Source organism: Pseudomonas sp. AKS31, from assembly GCF_023634765.1.
GTDB lineage: Bacteria > Pseudomonadota > Gammaproteobacteria > Pseudomonadales > Pseudomonadaceae > Aquipseudomonas.
In genome coordinates this window covers 296,303-312,554 of sequence record NZ_JAMLFX010000003.1, presented here as the reverse complement: position 1 = coordinate 312,554, position 16,252 = coordinate 296,303, and the positions used below count along the sequence as shown (strand labels likewise).

Annotated in this window: 14 protein-coding genes; 1 reads left to right on the top strand and 13 read right to left on the bottom strand. The window is 53.8% G+C overall.

Annotated features, from left to right (window positions below):
- Positions 1–48: 48 nt before the first annotated feature.
- The 9 genes from M9827_RS12390 to M9827_RS12350 all read right to left on the bottom strand — a co-directional run bounded on the left by M9827_RS12390 (position 49) and on the right by M9827_RS12350 (position 9,800).
- Positions 49–597, bottom strand: a complete 549-nt coding sequence (locus M9827_RS12390) for a hypothetical protein (protein WP_250605659.1) — start codon at positions 595–597, stop codon at positions 49–51.
- Between the two features lie 19 nt (positions 598–616).
- Positions 617–988, bottom strand: coding sequence for a hypothetical protein (locus M9827_RS12385; protein ID WP_250605658.1), 372 nt, complete (start codon positions 986–988; stop codon positions 617–619).
- 4 nt (positions 989–992) lie between these two features.
- Positions 993–1,448: a hypothetical protein gene (locus M9827_RS12380; RefSeq protein WP_250605900.1), complete on the bottom strand. Its 456-nt coding sequence runs from the start codon at positions 1,446–1,448 to the stop codon at positions 993–995.
- Between the two features lie 86 nt (positions 1,449–1,534).
- Positions 1,535–2,044 carry a hypothetical protein gene (locus tag M9827_RS12375; RefSeq protein ID WP_110718131.1) on the bottom strand — a complete coding sequence of 170 codons (510 nt, stop codon included), beginning with the start codon at positions 2,042–2,044 and terminating at the stop codon, positions 1,535–1,537.
- A complete protein-coding gene (locus M9827_RS12370; protein WP_250605657.1) occupies positions 2,041–4,491 on the bottom strand; it encodes an alpha/beta hydrolase in 2,451 nt (816 codons plus the stop codon). Before M9827_RS12370 ends, M9827_RS12375 begins: the two co-directional genes overlap by 4 nt.
- A 9-nt stretch (positions 4,492–4,500) precedes the next feature.
- The gene (locus M9827_RS12365) at positions 4,501–5,895 is read right to left on the bottom strand and encodes a TIGR01777 family oxidoreductase (RefSeq protein WP_250605656.1); all 1,395 of its coding nucleotides are present in this window, start codon (positions 5,893–5,895) and stop codon (positions 4,501–4,503) included.
- Between the two features lie 204 nt (positions 5,896–6,099).
- Positions 6,100–7,467, bottom strand: a complete 1,368-nt coding sequence (locus tag M9827_RS12360) for a lysozyme inhibitor LprI family protein (RefSeq protein ID WP_250605655.1) — start codon at positions 7,465–7,467, stop codon at positions 6,100–6,102.
- A 46-nt stretch (positions 7,468–7,513) separates the two neighbouring features.
- Complete coding sequence (locus M9827_RS12355; RefSeq protein ID WP_250605654.1) at positions 7,514–8,653, bottom strand: lysozyme inhibitor LprI family protein; 1,140 nt, start codon at positions 8,651–8,653, stop codon at positions 7,514–7,516.
- Positions 8,654–9,047: 394 nt separating this feature from the next.
- On the bottom strand, positions 9,048–9,800 hold the full coding sequence (locus M9827_RS12350) for a lysozyme inhibitor LprI family protein (protein WP_250605653.1): 753 nt from the start codon (positions 9,798–9,800) through the stop codon (positions 9,048–9,050).
- A gap of 499 nt (positions 9,801–10,299) precedes the next feature.
- On the opposite strand from M9827_RS12350, the gene M9827_RS12345 reads away from it, so the two are divergent.
- Positions 10,300–10,686 (top strand): DUF6124 family protein, encoded by a 387-nt coding sequence (locus tag M9827_RS12345; RefSeq protein ID WP_250605652.1) that lies wholly within the window; start codon positions 10,300–10,302, stop codon positions 10,684–10,686.
- A gap of 57 nt (positions 10,687–10,743) precedes the next feature.
- On the opposite strand, the gene M9827_RS12340 is transcribed toward M9827_RS12345, so the two are convergent.
- The 4 genes from M9827_RS12340 to M9827_RS12325 are packed head-to-tail and all read right to left on the bottom strand — an operon-like array spanning position 10,744 to position 16,239.
- Positions 10,744–11,400 (bottom strand): hypothetical protein, encoded by a 657-nt coding sequence (locus tag M9827_RS12340; RefSeq protein ID WP_250605651.1) that lies wholly within the window; start codon positions 11,398–11,400, stop codon positions 10,744–10,746.
- A gap of 3 nt (positions 11,401–11,403) precedes the next feature.
- Positions 11,404–11,910, bottom strand: a complete 507-nt coding sequence (locus M9827_RS12335; RefSeq protein WP_250605650.1) for a hypothetical protein — start codon at positions 11,908–11,910, stop codon at positions 11,404–11,406.
- The gene (locus M9827_RS12330) at positions 11,907–14,156 is read right to left on the bottom strand and encodes a M23 family metallopeptidase (protein ID WP_250605649.1); all 2,250 of its coding nucleotides are present in this window, start codon (positions 14,154–14,156) and stop codon (positions 11,907–11,909) included. The genes M9827_RS12335 and M9827_RS12330 overlap by 4 nt, the downstream gene beginning before the upstream one ends.
- A 49-nt stretch (positions 14,157–14,205) precedes the next feature.
- Complete coding sequence (locus tag M9827_RS12325) at positions 14,206–16,239, bottom strand: type VI secretion system Vgr family protein (protein WP_250605648.1); 2,034 nt, start codon at positions 16,237–16,239, stop codon at positions 14,206–14,208.
- Between the last annotated feature and the right edge of the window lie 13 nt (positions 16,240–16,252).

The following is a 16,252-nucleotide window of genomic DNA, read 5'->3' as shown; positions in this document are numbered from 1 at the left end:
TTCGAATGTTAATGCTGATGGTTTCACGATGATTCAGGTGCGTCACATTTAAGGCTGGCCATAGACGATCCTCTTCACCGCCGGGCTTTCTGACATTAACTGTCTCTTCGTAACGCCATAGGCCTTGATCAGCTCTTCCCGAGATCCCTTCGAGCCAAAAGAGCGTTGGTTATTATCGAAGCTGTATTGCTCCAATCGCCCTGCTGTCGAGTAATACCCATGCCACTCCGCGCAGGCACCACAACCGCCATATCCGCCTATGGAAACAAGGCTGCCATGGGTGCCTTCCACGCAATCCATCGCCACAACAACATTGCTCAACATGTTCGTCTTCGCACCGTCGGAAGTGAGTTGTGAAACTTTGTTGATATCGCGACGAAGCACTTTGCCGCCGATGTTGATGGTTTGGTCAGAGCAAACCGGGATGACGTGGGTTTGCGCACCATCCACCGTCACCGATCGGCAGGACGACACCAACACCACTTCAACACCGCCGCACTGCATGACATCGCGTTGGGTGTAAGCATCCGTCGGCGTGGCGAAGGCTGGGGAAGAGAACAACCATGCCAGGCTCCCGGCGAACAAAAGCTGATTCATTTAGAAATCCTTTTCGCCGTTAGCCGGCCTGTTGTTCCGCCAAGCACTTCGCATAGCCGTCCGCAAACTTGGCATCGAATGACAATGCCACCGGCTTCTCCAACTCCGCCGAGCTATTGAGCAATACACGGGTAGCCAGGGTGTATTTGATCCAGCCGATCGTGCCGGTGCCGTCGGTATCGAAAAACAGCTGAGCGCGCACTACTTCACCGTCGTCCTCGTCGATCAGCAAATTGACCTTGTCCTTGCCGACATAACGAAACGGAAAATCGCTGCTCCTGACAAGCTCAGTAAGGTAGCCGTAGCAACTCCCTTCGCTGGCAGTCGCGGGCAGTGAATGAGATAAAAGCGAAAGCGCAATCAGCACCGACCGAATGAAAAACCAGTTCATCCACTCACTCCTCATCCATCGGCGACGATTCCACGTCGGTCATGCTCAGCAGCCGGAATTCGTTGTTCACAAATTCGTAGTAACGGTCCCGGTTACCACTTTCCAACGCATTCCCCTGTACATCTTCTTCACCGTCGAGCGTGATGCCGGAGACGATGATCAAGCGGCTGTCGGGCTGGTAAACCATACCGAAGGTGCTGCCGTCGTAAGCATTCGGTAGACCGCCAACCACTTCACCGGTCTGAGCGTCCAGCACTTCGCCGCAAATGGCGCTGCCGCCACAGCCGAGCCTGTGCAGGATGTAATGGCCGGCGAAGTTGACCTTGCCTTTCAGGGCTTGCACCCGTGCCTGATCCATCATTGGGCTGCTGTTTTCTTGCGGCACCAGCTTATGGTTAGAGCCGGTGAAAACTGGCGTGACGGCGTAATCCTTGAAGGTTGGATCGGCAGCGAATGCCATGGACGCGGCAGCCAATATCAAGCTGCCGAGAACAATCGAAAATCCTTTCACGTAATAACTCCGTAAATGCCGTGGGGACCGTCGGCTTACTCAGCCTGCCCTTCGTAACGCTGTGTCTGCGGGTCGAATTGCCACAGATGTGGCCGGGTCATGGCCTTTTCACCCTTGTAGCGAATCCGCCCGCGCTTATCCCTGATGTAGGAGTAGATCTCGATGTCCTTGAACTCACCTCCCCCCTTGGCTGGGCCGTCCAGAACTTTGACCCCGGCGAAGTAACCGCCGCCCGAATACCTCAAATAACCACGGCACTGGATCAGGAAGGCGAATGTGCTATCCATTGATGAGCCAATACCGACGCGGGAATTGAAGATGAAGTCTTCGATGCCATCGCCATTTAGATCGCCGCGAAAAACCACGTGGCCCGGATCGATAGAAAACTCTTTTCCATCGAGACTGGAAAGTATGTCTTCCGGATGTTCACTGCTCTGCGACCATTGCGATAAGAAATATTTTGAGTCAGCTTCCTGATTGCAAACACTTGCCGCCATAACCGCTATCGGGAACCAGCTCACACATAACACCAGCAATCGTTTCACTTCGTATCCTTCGAATTAATCAATTGCAACTCACCATCCCGATACAACACCTCACACCCCACCCACGCCGAATCCACCTGCGGCATCACCGCCGACGGTTTGCGCAATTCGCGCAACAACGTCGAGCCATGGGACAAGCGCCCGCCCATTCGCGCAATCACCGCCCGCGCTGTTTGATAGTGCGCATGTCGCCCCGGATCGAGGGTGTCTTCGAGCAGAATGTCGGCGCCGAGGATGCCTTGCACCTGCCCCGGATAAATCATGAACCCGGTGGCCTGTTCCGCACCTTCGCGACCGTCCTGCCAGAAGCTGCCATCGCGGGTGCGCACGTCGGGATGCGGCGCAAACCAGTGTTCGCGATCCGCCAGCGGCATGGCGTGGTGCAGACGAAAGAAGATTCGCATGAGGTTGTCGCGATACCACTCGCGTACTTGCAGGTAGTAGCCGCGCAAGCCCGGCAGGCCGCTCGAATGGGCGAGGCGGATCAGACCTGGCCATTGCGGGAATGGCTGTAGCGGCAGTTCGCTCGACGCGGGTCGAGGGGTGGCCGGATCGGTTTCCCAAGGCAATCGATGCGGACTGTTTTCAAGGTTGTCGTAAGCGGTTGGCGGGCGGCCCAGCCAGTCACCGCCGCTGCTGGCCAGCGCTGTAGCGATGCACAGATTGCCTTGCACCACGAACACGTAAAACCGGGTGAACCAGTCCGCGAGTTGTTGGCCATCGGCAGCTTGGGCGACGAGTTCGGCCAGTTCCCGATCGAAGCGCTGCAAGCCGTTTTCAAGATTCAGCAAATGACCGCGAGCCTTGCGTTGCATAAGCAAAAACAGCGGCAACGAACGCAGCATCTTCAGCGGTTGCCACGGCAGATGCGGCGTCGCACCGCCGACTTCACCGGCGTAGTTAGCGGCGCTGATTCCCCAGTCGGCCAGCCTTGCGAGGAACAAATCATTGTTGATGTAGGACGCGCCGCCGAACACCGCGGTGAACGGCTCGTTGTCCTGCAGCACCCGCGCATCCCAACGCGCCATGATCGCCGGAATACTCGCGGCGGCTCGGCGTTGGGCGTATTCCACCAACACGCTCGGTTGCGGCGGCAGGATCTCGGCGATGTTGGCGGCGGTGAGGTGCCGGCGCCAGCCGTAGTCGCTGATCGGCCGGTATTGCAGCAACCACAATTGCGCGCCATCCCAGGCCCATTCGACATCGCCGGGCACGTAGTGGAACACGCGCAGCACCTCTTGCAGAAAGCGCCAGAGCAGGTCTTCGGTCAAGCCGTGGAATGGCGTGAACGTGCCGCTGCGCCAGGCATCGCTGAGTCGTGAAAGCGTTGCCCGCGCGGGGCTGACGTGACCGTCGGCCAGCGATTCGAGATGGCCTTCAACCCACTCCAGTTCTACCGAGAGATGTCGCACAAAAGCGATCCCGGACACTACCGGGGTGATGAAGCGCTGTACCACCACTTCCTCGACACCTTCGGCCGTGAGTTCGGCGATGCGTTTCGGCACATTGGCGGACGGCTCGCGCAGATAGGTCGTGCTCAAACCGGCATTCGCCGAATCGGCCTGATCCTCGCCATAACTGGAGGAGCGCACCGCCCAGGTCACATCAGGTTGAGCAGCGAGAAATGCCGGCAGACGCGGATCGGTGCAATCGTTGAGCGTCAGCGCTGCCGGTACCGCTTGCCGGGCCAGTTCAGCCAGGCGCAAACGCCCACCCTTGGTGTGCGCGACAAACCCGCGCTCGCCCGACTCCAGCCACTGCGCGAACTGCGCAGGCGAGTCGATCCACGGGTAATGACCCCAACCAGATTTGAGGCTGATGGTCAGATCAGCGCGCGCAAGAATCGCCGACCACGCCGCCGCTTGCTCGATGCCGAGCACCGCGTCCTGATCGCCCCAAACCAGCTCGACCGGATCGGTGATCCACTCCAGCAGTGGCAACGCGGTGTCGGCGCGAATCAGATCCCAGTGCGGCACGAACGCACGGCAGCGCGCATAACCGGCGCCCATGCGCAGGTACTGCGGGGGCGTCCAGGTCTGGGTGGAAAACTTGCGCGCGAACACCGTGGGTTTGTTCGACAGCAGCCAGTGGATGGTCTTGCGGATCGGCAGCGGTGACATCAGCGCCGGCAATCGACGCTGCCACAAAAATGCCCCAACCGGCGCCAACAGAACACTGCGCGAAAAGTGCCCGGGCCGACGCTGCAACGCGTGCAGCACCAGCAACGCATTGACCCCGACTGCCATGATCGCACTGCCCTTCTGCGTCATCGCCAACAAGGTCTGCGCGTAGTCCGCCAGATCCTCGCAGGGTGGCAGCGGATTGGCGCCGAAGCCCGGCAACTCCAGCGGCACCACGTCGTAGCGCTGAAAGTGCGGCAGTGCGTCATCCCACCAATCGGCAGCGCTGCCGTTGCCGGCCAGCAGGTACATCAACGGCTTGCTCATGAGCGATCCTCAGGTCAGATCGCGCAGAGCGGCGTCGAGGGTTGGGTAGCGGAATGTGTAGCCGGCCTCGGTCAAACGCTGCGGCACCACGCGCTGACCATCGAAAAACAGCTGCGCCATCTCCCCCGCCATTGCACGCACTGGCGCGGCGGGAATGTGCAACCATACCGGACGCTTGAGGACCTTGCCGGCCTGCTCGGCGAACGCTGCCTGACTGACCGTTTCGGGCGCGACCATGTTGTAGGTGCCACGCAGAGTGTCGTCGTTGAAAGCCCGCGCGATCACCTGAAGCACATCGTCACGATGCACCCAGCTCATGATCTGCTGGCCGTCACCCATCCGCCCGCCGAAACCCAGACGGAACGGCAGCAGCAACGGCGTCAACGCACCGCCGGGGCCGAAGACCACGCCAAGGCGCAGCACCACCTGACGCACGCCAAACTCCGTGGCCGGTTGCGCGGCGGCTTCCCAGCGCGCACAGAGTTCGGCCATGAAACCGTCGCCCTTGCTGGCGTGTTCGTCGAGGCTTTCGCTGGCATCGCGCACGCCGTAGAAGCCGATGGCCGAGGCTTGAATCCATAGCGTGGGTTTGTGCTTGGTGTTCTTCAGCCAGGTCATCAACGCTTCGGTGGTGCCGACTCGGCTGGCGAGCAATTGCGCCTGACGTTTGGGAGTCCAGCGTGGGCCGGCGACGGGTGCTCCGGCGAGATTGATCACTACGTCGAAGGCTTCGTCGTGGCTGAGTTCGCTGAGCGAATGCACACAGCGAACGCGGCCGTTGAACAGATTGGCCGCGTTCAACGGATCGCGCGTTAGAACGCTGACCGAATGGCCCGCGTCGAGTAATTGATTGACCAAGGCTTGACCGATGAACCCGGTACCGCCAGTGATCAGCACACGCTTGAAAGCGCCGCCGGCAAACGGGCTGGATTGGCTCGGTGCCTTTACTGAAGTAGCCTTCCGGCGGTCATGCCGATACAGCCAGAACAACGGAGGCAACAACACCAGCAACGCAAAACCGTCGAGCCACAGGTGCGACCAGACCTGTTGTTGCGCCGAGAGCCACATGTCCTGCGGCGCCCATAACAGGATGCCGGCGCTCAACCAGCCCCACACTGCCGGGGTTTTCAAGCGATTGCCCAAATGCACCAGCGCGAGCATGTACAGCGAATAACTCTGCAGCGTCGCGCCGAACAGCGCGAGCCACCAGACTTGTTGTTCGTGGCCGGCAGCGGGTACTGCGTCGGCGCCCCAGAACGCGAGTTCGAGAACTTCAAGATAGCCGTCGAGTAAACCGGAATGACCAGCCCAGGTCAGGGTGAGGCCGGCGAGTATGTGCACGATTGCGGCGGCGTATAGCCAGAGCACGAATGCTGGGCGAAGCGAAGTCGAGGGGGCTGGCATTCCGTGTCCTGAGCGCATTCCTTGGGGGTGGGGAGTTTAAAGGAAAATCGCGGTCGTCAGATGCTCAAGAATTAAACCTTTAAGCGCTGCGGATTCTGGCTCAGCGCATATGAAAACGCGTTAGCCATGATGGCGGAACGCGTTTGATCACATCGAGGTGAAAAGGCGTCGGGCGCTGTAAACGCCCTTTTTCACTTAACCGCGCTAAAAGCAGCTGCTGGCCACTATCGGTTCGGCCACTTCGGACTGAAGTCGCTTAATCGCATTGATGCCCGAGTCGTTACCTTTGTCGGCAGCAAGCTGATAACAGGCCAAGGCGCGAGGAGTATCTTTCTTTCCTAGATCGCCGCTTTTCCAATAATCGCCTAACGAAACGAATGCATGCGTTGATCCCATGGTGGTAGCACGAATCAACTCTTTTTCAACGTCCAGCGGACGCTGGCAGGGTCCTGAACCGGCCAATTCATTGCCAAAACAATAGAAGCCAGCCAACGACTCAGCACCGCTCGGTGAATCAACGGCTGCTGCTTTGAAAAGAGCCTCAACTTTGCCGTATTCCAATTGCGGGGCCATACCCGACAGACTTAGCCCGGCCGCAGCCGAACTAGATATAGGATCGCCTGAAGCGGCCGCGCACAGGTAATTTTCCAAAGTCGCCTCAAAAAGTTCTCCTGTCAGCCGGTATTGCTCAAGGCCGCCCAAGCCAGCAAATCCTTGTCCGCGCTGCCAACAGAAATTCTCCGCACGACTCATTTTCCGCGTACTGGCTACAGAAAGCTCTTTATCAGGAATCGACCAGTCCTCAACCCCATCAAGCGTCCAGCAGGACTTCCGCGAAAAGTTGAAAATCTTGATATTGCTGTTGCCGGCGCGTTTATCCACAACGTTAACGTGGCGGTCATCCACCTTCTCGACTTCTATTCCTTCGACTTTCCCATCTGGCACCGCAGCCATTAAGGGAAACGCCATCTCGCGCCCCACCACTGCAGTGACGTGAGTCACTATCCGTCCTATATCCGACGTCCCCTTCAACACCAATAGCTTCACGGCCTGCGCAGTTAGTCGCTTCTGCGATTCGGCATTAGCGGAGAATGCTGGAAGAAACTGTGCAAAGTCTTGCGTAGGGCACGAGCCACGTCCAATTGTCGGGCCACTCCCGGTATCGGACGCGATATTGTCCAAAAACACTGAACGGTCACGACTCATACTGGCGATGCAATTGTTCACCGCTGCCACATGCGCCGAAGAGCCCGGTTCCGTCTCCAACGCATCGACCTGGCAATCGGTATCGCGCAGTTTGATCCAGGCGCGCTGAGCCTCCTGAACCGTTGCCTTTTGGCTCGCCGCAAGAACTGGATCAGTTTGATACCCACCCTCGAGCCGAACCATCAGTTCTTGATAACTGGTATTCAACTGCTTATCTGCAGCAACCTTGGCACTCACAGAACATCTTTCCCTCTGAGAGCTCGTAGTGATATCGGCACATGCATCGTCAGCAAATGCATGTCCCCCCAACAGAGATAAACCACCAATCAGCACGGCGGGCAGCACCGGAATAAGATATTTACTCAAGGCAAATTCCAACAATATTTTGCGAAAGTGTATTTTTAAGTCGTGCCTATTCTTCAAGGGAGATAGCCATTTTCAGAGTAGATCCATTCAGATAAACGACAGCTTCGCGCCCATTAATATCGACAGGGGTAGGATTCTGGATCATTCCTTCATCACTAGCCTTCGCAATTTTTGTTAACGTCTTATCCGCAACATTGGCACGCCAAATAGTTTCATCACCGTTCTTGAAATAAAACGTCGGCCGTGACTTGCTCCAAATCGGAGCATATATATTCCAACCGGCCTCGGGCCGACCAGCCTGCGCTATCGTTTCATACCCTGAGGTGTGCGAGTAGTACGCTTGCAATTTTCCATAATCACCACCCCAACCGAATGTCAAACCACTAACAGCATTTTCATCAGTATTTGGCCACTGCTGGAACAGCAAACTGCTTTCCAATGGCGGAGATTTTGAACCGAGCTTATAAACCATCCCCCGCAGCTGATTCTTGGAGAGCTGCTGTCGATAGTAAAACGCCCCATCCAAGATTCCCGCGAATCTTTTCCCTTCGTCGTTTGAACCCAAACTCAAAGCACCGTCAAAACCGATATCTTTCGCAATCGTGTGCAATATTGGCCTGTCGTTGCGATCAACGTACTCATATAGATTACCCCGGTACGCAATCATTGCCGCATCAAAATGCCCTTCAAACACGATGACATGCAACATGCCTGAAGTTGTTTCAGCGGAGATCAAAAATCGTTCGACAGCCCCTTTTTCATTGGGAAGCCATGCTAAATCAATGACCTTCCATGAGCGCTCAAACTGTGTGTACGGCTTATCACCCAACATTAACTTAATATCTTTCTGAGTTGGTCTAGGCGCAATAGAAACCGGTGTGAGAAAGCTTATCTGCTGAACATAAGCTTCCTCTAAACACTCTACTGACTCACAAGAATTACGCTCCGACTCAAGCCAGTCACTTTCGATTAATTGAAAAACCCGCCGACTTTTTATCGACTTGAAGACTTCACTTAGCTTTTCATCCATTGCGGACAAGGAAGGAGAACGACAAATTTTCCTCTCTACTTCCGTCGAAGCTTTGCCACAGTCGAAACTCGCAGAAAATGCGACCGAACTGAATAGCAAAAAGGTTAACGATAAAAAGCAAGGGAGCGAATGTAAATTTTTCATTGAATCAGCCATCAAAGAAATTTTCCCACCATCGAAACGGATACGTTTACGCTCCGCCTCAAAATCAAATAATTTTGGCGCAACAAATAAATCCGTCCCCTCTCACAAGCGTCGAGCCTTCGAGAACCACCGTTGCATCGACGCCTTTGGCTGGACTGAACGTAGTGGCTTCGGCCACCCCCCGGGATCGTCCACATCAGCCCGAGCAGTAATACAGCCAGAATTTTTAACTGCATTTGCTCGCCCTTACTCCCACTTGCATCCGGACTCTGGAGAGGAGTCGATGCTAGTGTTGATTCTGAAGCTGTACACCTTGCCGTTGGACTGCTTTGTGTAAGACATCGAGACGATCTGCGAGCCTTGAGTCATAAATTGATAAGTCCCCGTGACCTTCAAACGCTCTATTTCACTGCTTGCTCTTGTTGTCCGGAGCCATAGCCAATTGACGCGCTCGCTCTATCGTCGCGCGGATCAAGCAGGAGTTCGACCATTCCCCAAACACCGATTTATACGATTTCGCCTCAGGCAAGCACTCCGCATCGCGAAACTTCATCCAGGCTCTTTGGGTTTCTCTCAGCTCTTTCTGTGCTTTTTCGTCCAACCGCTCCATGCGCTCCCGGTAAACCAGGTTGAGCAGTGCATCCGTATCCGTCACGACCAGATCAAGCGTCCCACTCGGCAAAGTTGGCCACACAACGTCCGCCAATGCCTGCTTGGTTTCGTTGTTCCAATTGTAGAAACCGTTCTCTTCAATTTTCAGCCGGGCAGACCGCCCATAGTGATTGGTCGGATCGCTCTCGCTGACTTCCGATTGGTAAACAATTTCCAGATAGATCGGGTCACTTGAGCGCTGAGGATCATTCAGCAGCGTTTGTCGAACAATGGCGCGTTGCTTTTTGCTCTCGGTTATTTCAATCGAAAAGCAAGGATCCGGGCCGGGACGGTCAGACGATTTCACCCTCGCCAGACAATCTTTACGAAGGGCCATGGACGGAGCATCCGGCCCCCATCCTACGTCTACAACCCTCACGAGCAGTCGTATTTCCGGATCTTTGGAAAAATCCGCCTGAAGCACCGTTGCGATCATCGTGCCTTCCGCATGGGCGAGGGACGATAGCAAGGACAGTAAAAAAACGACGCCGAATCTGAAAATCTTCATTCCCTGGTTTCCTTGAAAAACTATAAAAGTCTGCAATTCACACGATCTGAATTTGACCCACTCAACCTCAGAATCAGATACAGGTGTCCTGCTGTAAGACCCTTCCACTTTCTGACGCAAACGCTTAAACAGAACTTACGATCCTCCGATCTTCTGCTAAACGGATGTCATGTTTGTCGGACATTTCCCGCAAGACACCGAGCCATCCATGAACTATCCGACCTCTCCGTTCGCCGCTAACCTTGATTTGTCACCGCAAAAAACGGTGACACGGACGTGCAAGTCCGGGTAAAAGACGACGCGCAACGTCATTGGTCGCTGATCAGGCATATCCCTGCTCGCGGTATCGACTCTATGGCGGCTGTGCGTGGGAGATCCTTCTTTCGAGAGCGATCTGCCGGGTCCGTCTGCCCGGTCTTGCACACCTGCGCACAGCTGCCACCTTATTTGCGTGCAAGCGAACGGTGGTGGCTCCTTACCTACAGACGGAGATACGCCCATGTTCAAAGTAACGCCCAACCCGCCAGAAAGTACTGGTGCCCCCGCCGAAGAATCCCTCGACACTGCGACGCTCGACAAAGAAGCCGCCGACCGCGCCTTCGCCCACTACTTCCCGCCCCCCAACGACAAACAGTCCAAACGCCGCAAAGGCATACTCTTCACCGTCGCCAATGACATCGACTCGGAAGCCCTCCTGGCCAACGCCTCCGAAGACATGCTGTCCATCAGCGCCATCGCTGCCAAATTAGCCGACGATGTCGAAGGCTCAAACCGCTCGGTGGCATTGGCACTGAGTCGAATTGCCGATGGTGCGCAGCTCATGGTGGAACGTGCGTTGGATCATCTGGAAGAGTTGATAGCGGCGCGGCAGGAAGCGAAAACGTAAACGGAACGAGGGGGACGGATTAAATTGACAGTTCGTCCCCCTACCCCCCTGTATCTACTAATTTTTGCTCGGTGTCATAGCCTCAAATGAAGATCTAATATCAGATAACTTAGGATCACTTTTCAGGTTCGACCTAGGCACACATGCAGAAAACTTGACAGTTGCATCTTTCACGCCTTTTAACCCATAGAAACAGTCGAACCACAGCCCCTTTTTTCTCACCGAGTACTTACTCTCAGCTGCAGCTCTGTCTTTTTCAGAGTCCCAAAGCATAAAAGGGGACATTAATACTCTGACTGCGGCGGAGCCCGACGCTGACGAATGAGCAAGATCCACCTCTCCCGTTTCTGACCCTTGTTGCAAAGCGTCATCAGCAGCATAGCTGTATTTATATTTACCATTGCTATCAAAGCGGCCAGATGCAGCCAGGCTTTTCTCAAACTCCACAGGCTCAATTAAAAAAACATTCTCCTCTGTCAAAATATCTGGCCTTAAGCTTACGTTCGAGACCAGTTCTCCATAGCAAATACCATCTTCAAGTTTAACGTTCAATTTAAAACCTGGGATATCTGGGATTGAAACTCCACATATATTTGAAGGCTGTGACTGAGCCATCGAAAAAACCGACATTAAAAATAATCCAAAAGCAAAAATAGGGATAGACCATGATTCACTGTCCAACACTAAAACGTAGTCTGCCCCTGTATCACTCATTACCTATCCACCTTCATATTCAACATGATAAGTTTTTGAGCCTTTAAGTAACGACAACATACGCTTTCTGGTAGTTTTAACATCTTCTTCGTCGCCACAGGCCTCTATCATAAAAACATGATCAGTGCCAGCCTCCAATACGGCAGTAAAGCAGTATGAGTTAGAATAATATATTCCTTCCCAGCCGGACCAATTAACCCCAGAAACACGACTAGCCTTTGACAGCGGCTGCATTCCCGTACCAATCTTCAATCCGTCGGCCTCCTGTACAAAGCCGCTAGCTACCGCGTCTGGAAAACTCATCGCTACGCAGTTCATCTGTACATTTTCTGTTCTACCATCTTTATATTTGTACTTAACAAATGAAATATCATCATCAGTCTTGAAAAACAAAACACCAGGAGATTCATTTACCTCCATGACACAACCTTTACTTTGCACAACTACGCTATCACTAGCATGCACAAACAAAAACGAACTTAACAGATACAAAAAAATAAATTTATTCATTTTTTCTGCCTTTTTACAAATGATGGCATTGGCAACAACTCTTCTCCAGCATCAGCGTTTTCATATAATAGATTCATAACTACAGCTTGAACATTAGTAAAAACGTCTCTGCGCGCGGGAAGTCCGTTCATTTTTTTTGTCGATGTAGGACTTCCAGCATTGATATGTAGCCCAACTCGGTCTAGTGTCGGATTGCTAAACCGCGTTTCAGTACTTAGTGCGCTATTACATTTTTTTGCTTTCCAATCATAATCGTTGCACACATCAAGCTGCAATTTCTTATTATCGGCAACTGGATCACTTGTTCTATTAGCACCGTTATCCGCCCACCAAAATCCCGCACTTTCGGCTCTATCATACGACTCCACTCCAACTTTATCTCTCCAAACTACATTCTGAGCTTCATTATTAGTCTGCCGCCCTCTATGCTTGAAGTACTTTATATAAGCATCCTTATGAGTTATCTGAATAATACCCCGCCCATACCAATCACCATATGGCTTTCCTTTTCCCGCCCCATCTTCTGCAAACTTTGAAAAGTATCCTGACTCAGCAAGCCCGTTCGCTACAAACTGACTCACACGCTGCCCGGTAACAATTAAATATTTCCGCATCACTTTATTGAGCGAGACTTTTATAAGCGAAGCCCTTGCAAAAGCATTTACATAAGTAATACTTGATCGAGCTAGAATTTTACTTTTATGGTCCTCTTCAATAAAAGATCGAGGGATACATTGCACCAACTCATTATCACTTAACCACAGGCACTTACCGAAAGCCTCCACAAATTCCTTAGGTGGAAAATGCCAGTGTTTTGACCCGATTCCCGTCAATCCTGCCTCTTCCCAGAAAGCCATGGCTTCTTGGTGAGCCTTAAGCTTCTCGTAATCTCCCTTTGGCATCGGAGGCCCTAATTCTGAATCCTGCAACAACCATCCGTAGCGGACTTCAAAATCACTCTTGCCCCATTCGCTTGGAAACTTGAATATGCACCTCTTAAGTTTCCGCTTGGAGCTATCTTTTTCAATAATCTCTTGATTATTCTTTTTAATACGATAACTTTTGCTTAAAACATGTTCCTCCTCAGGTTTAGCGGGAGTGTATTTTAAGTCAGGAGACTTGGATGCTTCGAAAATACCTTTGGATGGAGGGAACAACGGATCCTCATCCAGTTTTAACAACTTACGTAAATACGGTGACTGACAATGACTGTCTTCATCGGTATCGTCGTCGATTAGTTTCCAACCCTGCCACTGAGGGAAATCGGCATCACTAAAACAAGTAACAGTACTGCTATTTAAATTAAACCATCCCACACCGTCAGGGAATGCAACCTTACGCCAATGTGCGGCGTTAGCCGGCACTAGCTGATCAGGCCCAAGAACACGACCAAAACGAAGTAACTCATAGCCTGCACTTGGGCAATCAGCAAAACGAGCCATTGCTTTTTTATAGAGGTCGTACTCGAAATCTTTTTCTTCTTTTTGCTCACCGATGCATTCACCATCGAGTGTGTACGTTCTCAGTATGCATTGCCCTTGGCTATAACTCATACGTACAAACAGATCCTCTGCGGGACGACGCACACAACTCGACTTATTATTCGTATCTGCCCATAAACCAGGTCGATCTGAATAACCTATGACTTCTGGAGGCAAATAAAAATACATATCACCCCAGCAACTATCTTTTCGTCCAGGTATCGTTTGATATGACAGCTCTCTGTCGGTCCGACCTATAAGATTCTTAACGTGGATATCATCTGCAATAATTTCAAAATGAATTTTATTTCCAGCGCCGTAGATTTGCCCTGCTTCACCAATCGCTTCCTTACGATAAACCTGCATTCCCTTTTTCGGATCTTTCACCGTTATTTTTGAAAGATGCATATAGATTGAGAAGAAAACCACCTTCGAACTTGCACCCTCCCCAATCTCGGTTTCGTGCCGAAGAACAATGCAACCATTGTCCGTCCAACCGCTGTAATTCAGAGGAGCATCTTCACTGGTGTCCACAGGTGCTGGCTCGCGAAAGTAGGCCAGCGTTCCATCCGCAATCGCGCGTACCGGCAGGGCACGCCCAGCCTCTTTAGGCGCTTTCAGGTGAGTACCACCATGCCAGTTCAAATCAAAGCTAATCGGGAAAAAGCCATCACCCGGCTCTCCGCACAGCATTGCTCGATTCAAATACGCTTCGTCAGTCTCTCCGGCCGTCGGAGCTGGAAGAAATGGAGGGCTAATCAACATAGGTGTGATCCATATTTAATAAATTCTTCAAATCCATTGAGCGCTGACGTCACAGCGATAACAGGTACTTTGTTTTAGGTTTTGGCTCTTCTGGTGCATTCGCCAACGCCTGATCCATCAAACTCCCCGCCTTATCCTTATCCGCCGCCCCCGGCAGCACCGGCGGTTTAATCCCGATCCCGGTGCCGGAGCCAGCCGAGCCCCCCGCATTGATCTTGATCACCGGCCCAACCACCGTAACCCCACCCCCATCAAGCTTGATAAAGCTCCCACCCCCAAGAATGGTCAGCTCCGTCCCCGCCTCGATAACAATCTTGTCCCCAGCCTTGAGATGAATCTCTTTCCCCACACTGGTCAATTGCGCAGTCCCCAGCTTCACATGCTGGTTCTGCCCAATCGTCAGGTGATCATCCAGCTTCGCTTCAATCTTGCGGTCGGCAATCGTGGTGCGGTGTTCCTCAGCCTTCAGCTCGGTGTAGGTGTTCTTCACCACCGTGTCGTGACGTTCATTGCCGACCCGAATCTTCTGGTCGTGCTCAACGTTTTCATCCCAATCGCGCTGCGCATGGATGTAGATCTGCTCTGCACCTTTCTTGTCTTCAATGCGCAGCTCGTTATAGCCACCGCCCCCCGGCGAGCTAAGCGTTTTGAACACGCTGCGAGTCTTGTTCGCCGGCAAGGCGTACGGCACCGGGTTTTCCTTGTGGTACAGGCAGCCGGTCACCAGCGGTTGGTCGGGGTCGCCTTCGAGGAAGGTGACGAGGACTTCCATGCCGATGCGCGGGATGCTGATCGCACCGTAGCGGTCGCCGGCCCAGGAGCTGGAGACGCGCAGCCAGCAGCTGGTTTTGTCGTCGGCCTGGCCTTCGCGGTCCCAGTGGAACTGGACTTTGATGCGGCCGTACTGGTCGCAGTGGATTTCTTCGCCTTTGGGGCCGGTGACCATGGCGGTCTGGCTGCCGAGTACGCGTGGTTTCGGGTGTTCGAGGGCCGGGCGGTAGAACACGTCCCACGGGGTGGCGAGGAAGGTGTTGCGGTAGCCCTGGTGGAAGTCGTCCTTGTTGTCGGTGGTGTCGCTGGTCACGCCTTCTTCGAGGACTTGCGGCTGTTTGCCTTCGTGGAAGATTTCGGTGAGCAGCCACAGGTCGTTCCACTCGCTGCGCGGGTGGTCGGACATGGCCATGAAGTGGCCGCTGACCAGTTTGGTCTGGTCGCCGCGGCCTTCGGCCTGGCGGTAGTCGGCGCGGTGGCGTTCGAGGGCGCGCTGGCTGAGGAACTTGCCGCGCGCGCGGTCGATGAAGCGGCCGGGGTAGTCGTAGTCTTCCAGATCCGGCTCGGTGCTCTCGCCTTCAGGTTTGTACGCCGCTTCCATTTGCAGGCGCGGTTTTTCGAAGTCGTAGTCGCGGCGCGTGGTGCGGCTGGTGCGGGTTTCGAGGCGCAGTTTGAAGCCTTTGATCACCGGTTCTTCGGCGACCATGCCGCTGCCTTGCACGTACGCGGTCGGCTGGCCGAGGTCGGGGAACACGGTCTGATCGTCGCCGAACACCAGCAGGTGGCCTTTTTCGCTGTGCTGGAAGTGGTAGTGAATACCTTCCTCTTCGCACAGACGCTGGACGAAGTGCAGGTCGGTTTCGTCGTACTGCACGCAGTAGTCGCGATCCGGGCACGGCTGGCTGAGCTGGAAGCTGTAGGCGTTGCCCTTGATCCCGTGTTCGTCGAGGATCAGCGCGATGATTTTCGGCGCCGACATCTGTTGGTAAATGCGCTGGTTAGTGCGGTGATGCAGGTATTGCAGTTGCGGCACCATCGACACTTTGTAGCGGGTCAGGCGCTTGCCGGCATCACCTTGGGCGACGCGGTAGATCTGGCCGTGAATGCCTGAGCCTTGTGGATCGAATGCGAGAAAGGCTTGCTTGTGCAGCAGTTGTTCGAGGTCCAGGTCAGGGTTTTCGCTGACCAGTTCGAGGTCGAAGCGATACGGCTGGCTGATGCCTTCGGTGCCGGTGAACGACAGTACTTGCAGGTCGCCGACGTAGTCTTCGACCTTGAGGCTGAAGTGGGTTTCGTTAGCTGGGTTGAACATAAAGTGCTCCCTG

Coding starts and splice junctions, on each gene's coding strand:
- M9827_RS12390 (WP_250605659.1), bottom strand. CDS start 597: ATGAATCAGCTTTTGTTCGCCGGGAGCCTGGCATGGTTGTTCTCTTCC.
- M9827_RS12345 (WP_250605652.1), top strand. CDS start 10,300: ATGTTCAAAGTAACGCCCAACCCGCCAGAAAGTACTGGTGCCCCCGCC.
- M9827_RS12385 (WP_250605658.1), bottom strand. CDS start 988: ATGAACTGGTTTTTCATTCGGTCGGTGCTGATTGCGCTTTCGCTTTTA.
- M9827_RS12340 (WP_250605651.1), bottom strand. CDS start 11,400: ATGAGTGATACAGGGGCAGACTACGTTTTAGTGTTGGACAGTGAATCA.
- M9827_RS12380 (WP_250605900.1), bottom strand. CDS start 1,448: ATGGCATTCGCTGCCGATCCAACCTTCAAGGATTACGCCGTCACGCCA.
- M9827_RS12365 (WP_250605656.1), bottom strand. CDS start 5,895: ATGCCAGCCCCCTCGACTTCGCTTCGCCCAGCATTCGTGCTCTGGCTA.
- M9827_RS12370 (WP_250605657.1), bottom strand. CDS start 4,491: ATGAGCAAGCCGTTGATGTACCTGCTGGCCGGCAACGGCAGCGCTGCC.
- M9827_RS12355 (WP_250605654.1), bottom strand. CDS start 8,653: ATGGCTGATTCAATGAAAAATTTACATTCGCTCCCTTGCTTTTTATCG.
- M9827_RS12325 (WP_250605648.1), bottom strand. CDS start 16,239: ATGTTCAACCCAGCTAACGAAACCCACTTCAGCCTCAAGGTCGAAGAC.
- M9827_RS12330 (WP_250605649.1), bottom strand. CDS start 14,156: ATGTTGATTAGCCCTCCATTTCTTCCAGCTCCGACGGCCGGAGAGACT.
- M9827_RS12350 (WP_250605653.1), bottom strand. CDS start 9,800: ATGAAGATTTTCAGATTCGGCGTCGTTTTTTTACTGTCCTTGCTATCG.
- M9827_RS12335 (WP_250605650.1), bottom strand. CDS start 11,910: ATGAATAAATTTATTTTTTTGTATCTGTTAAGTTCGTTTTTGTTTGTG.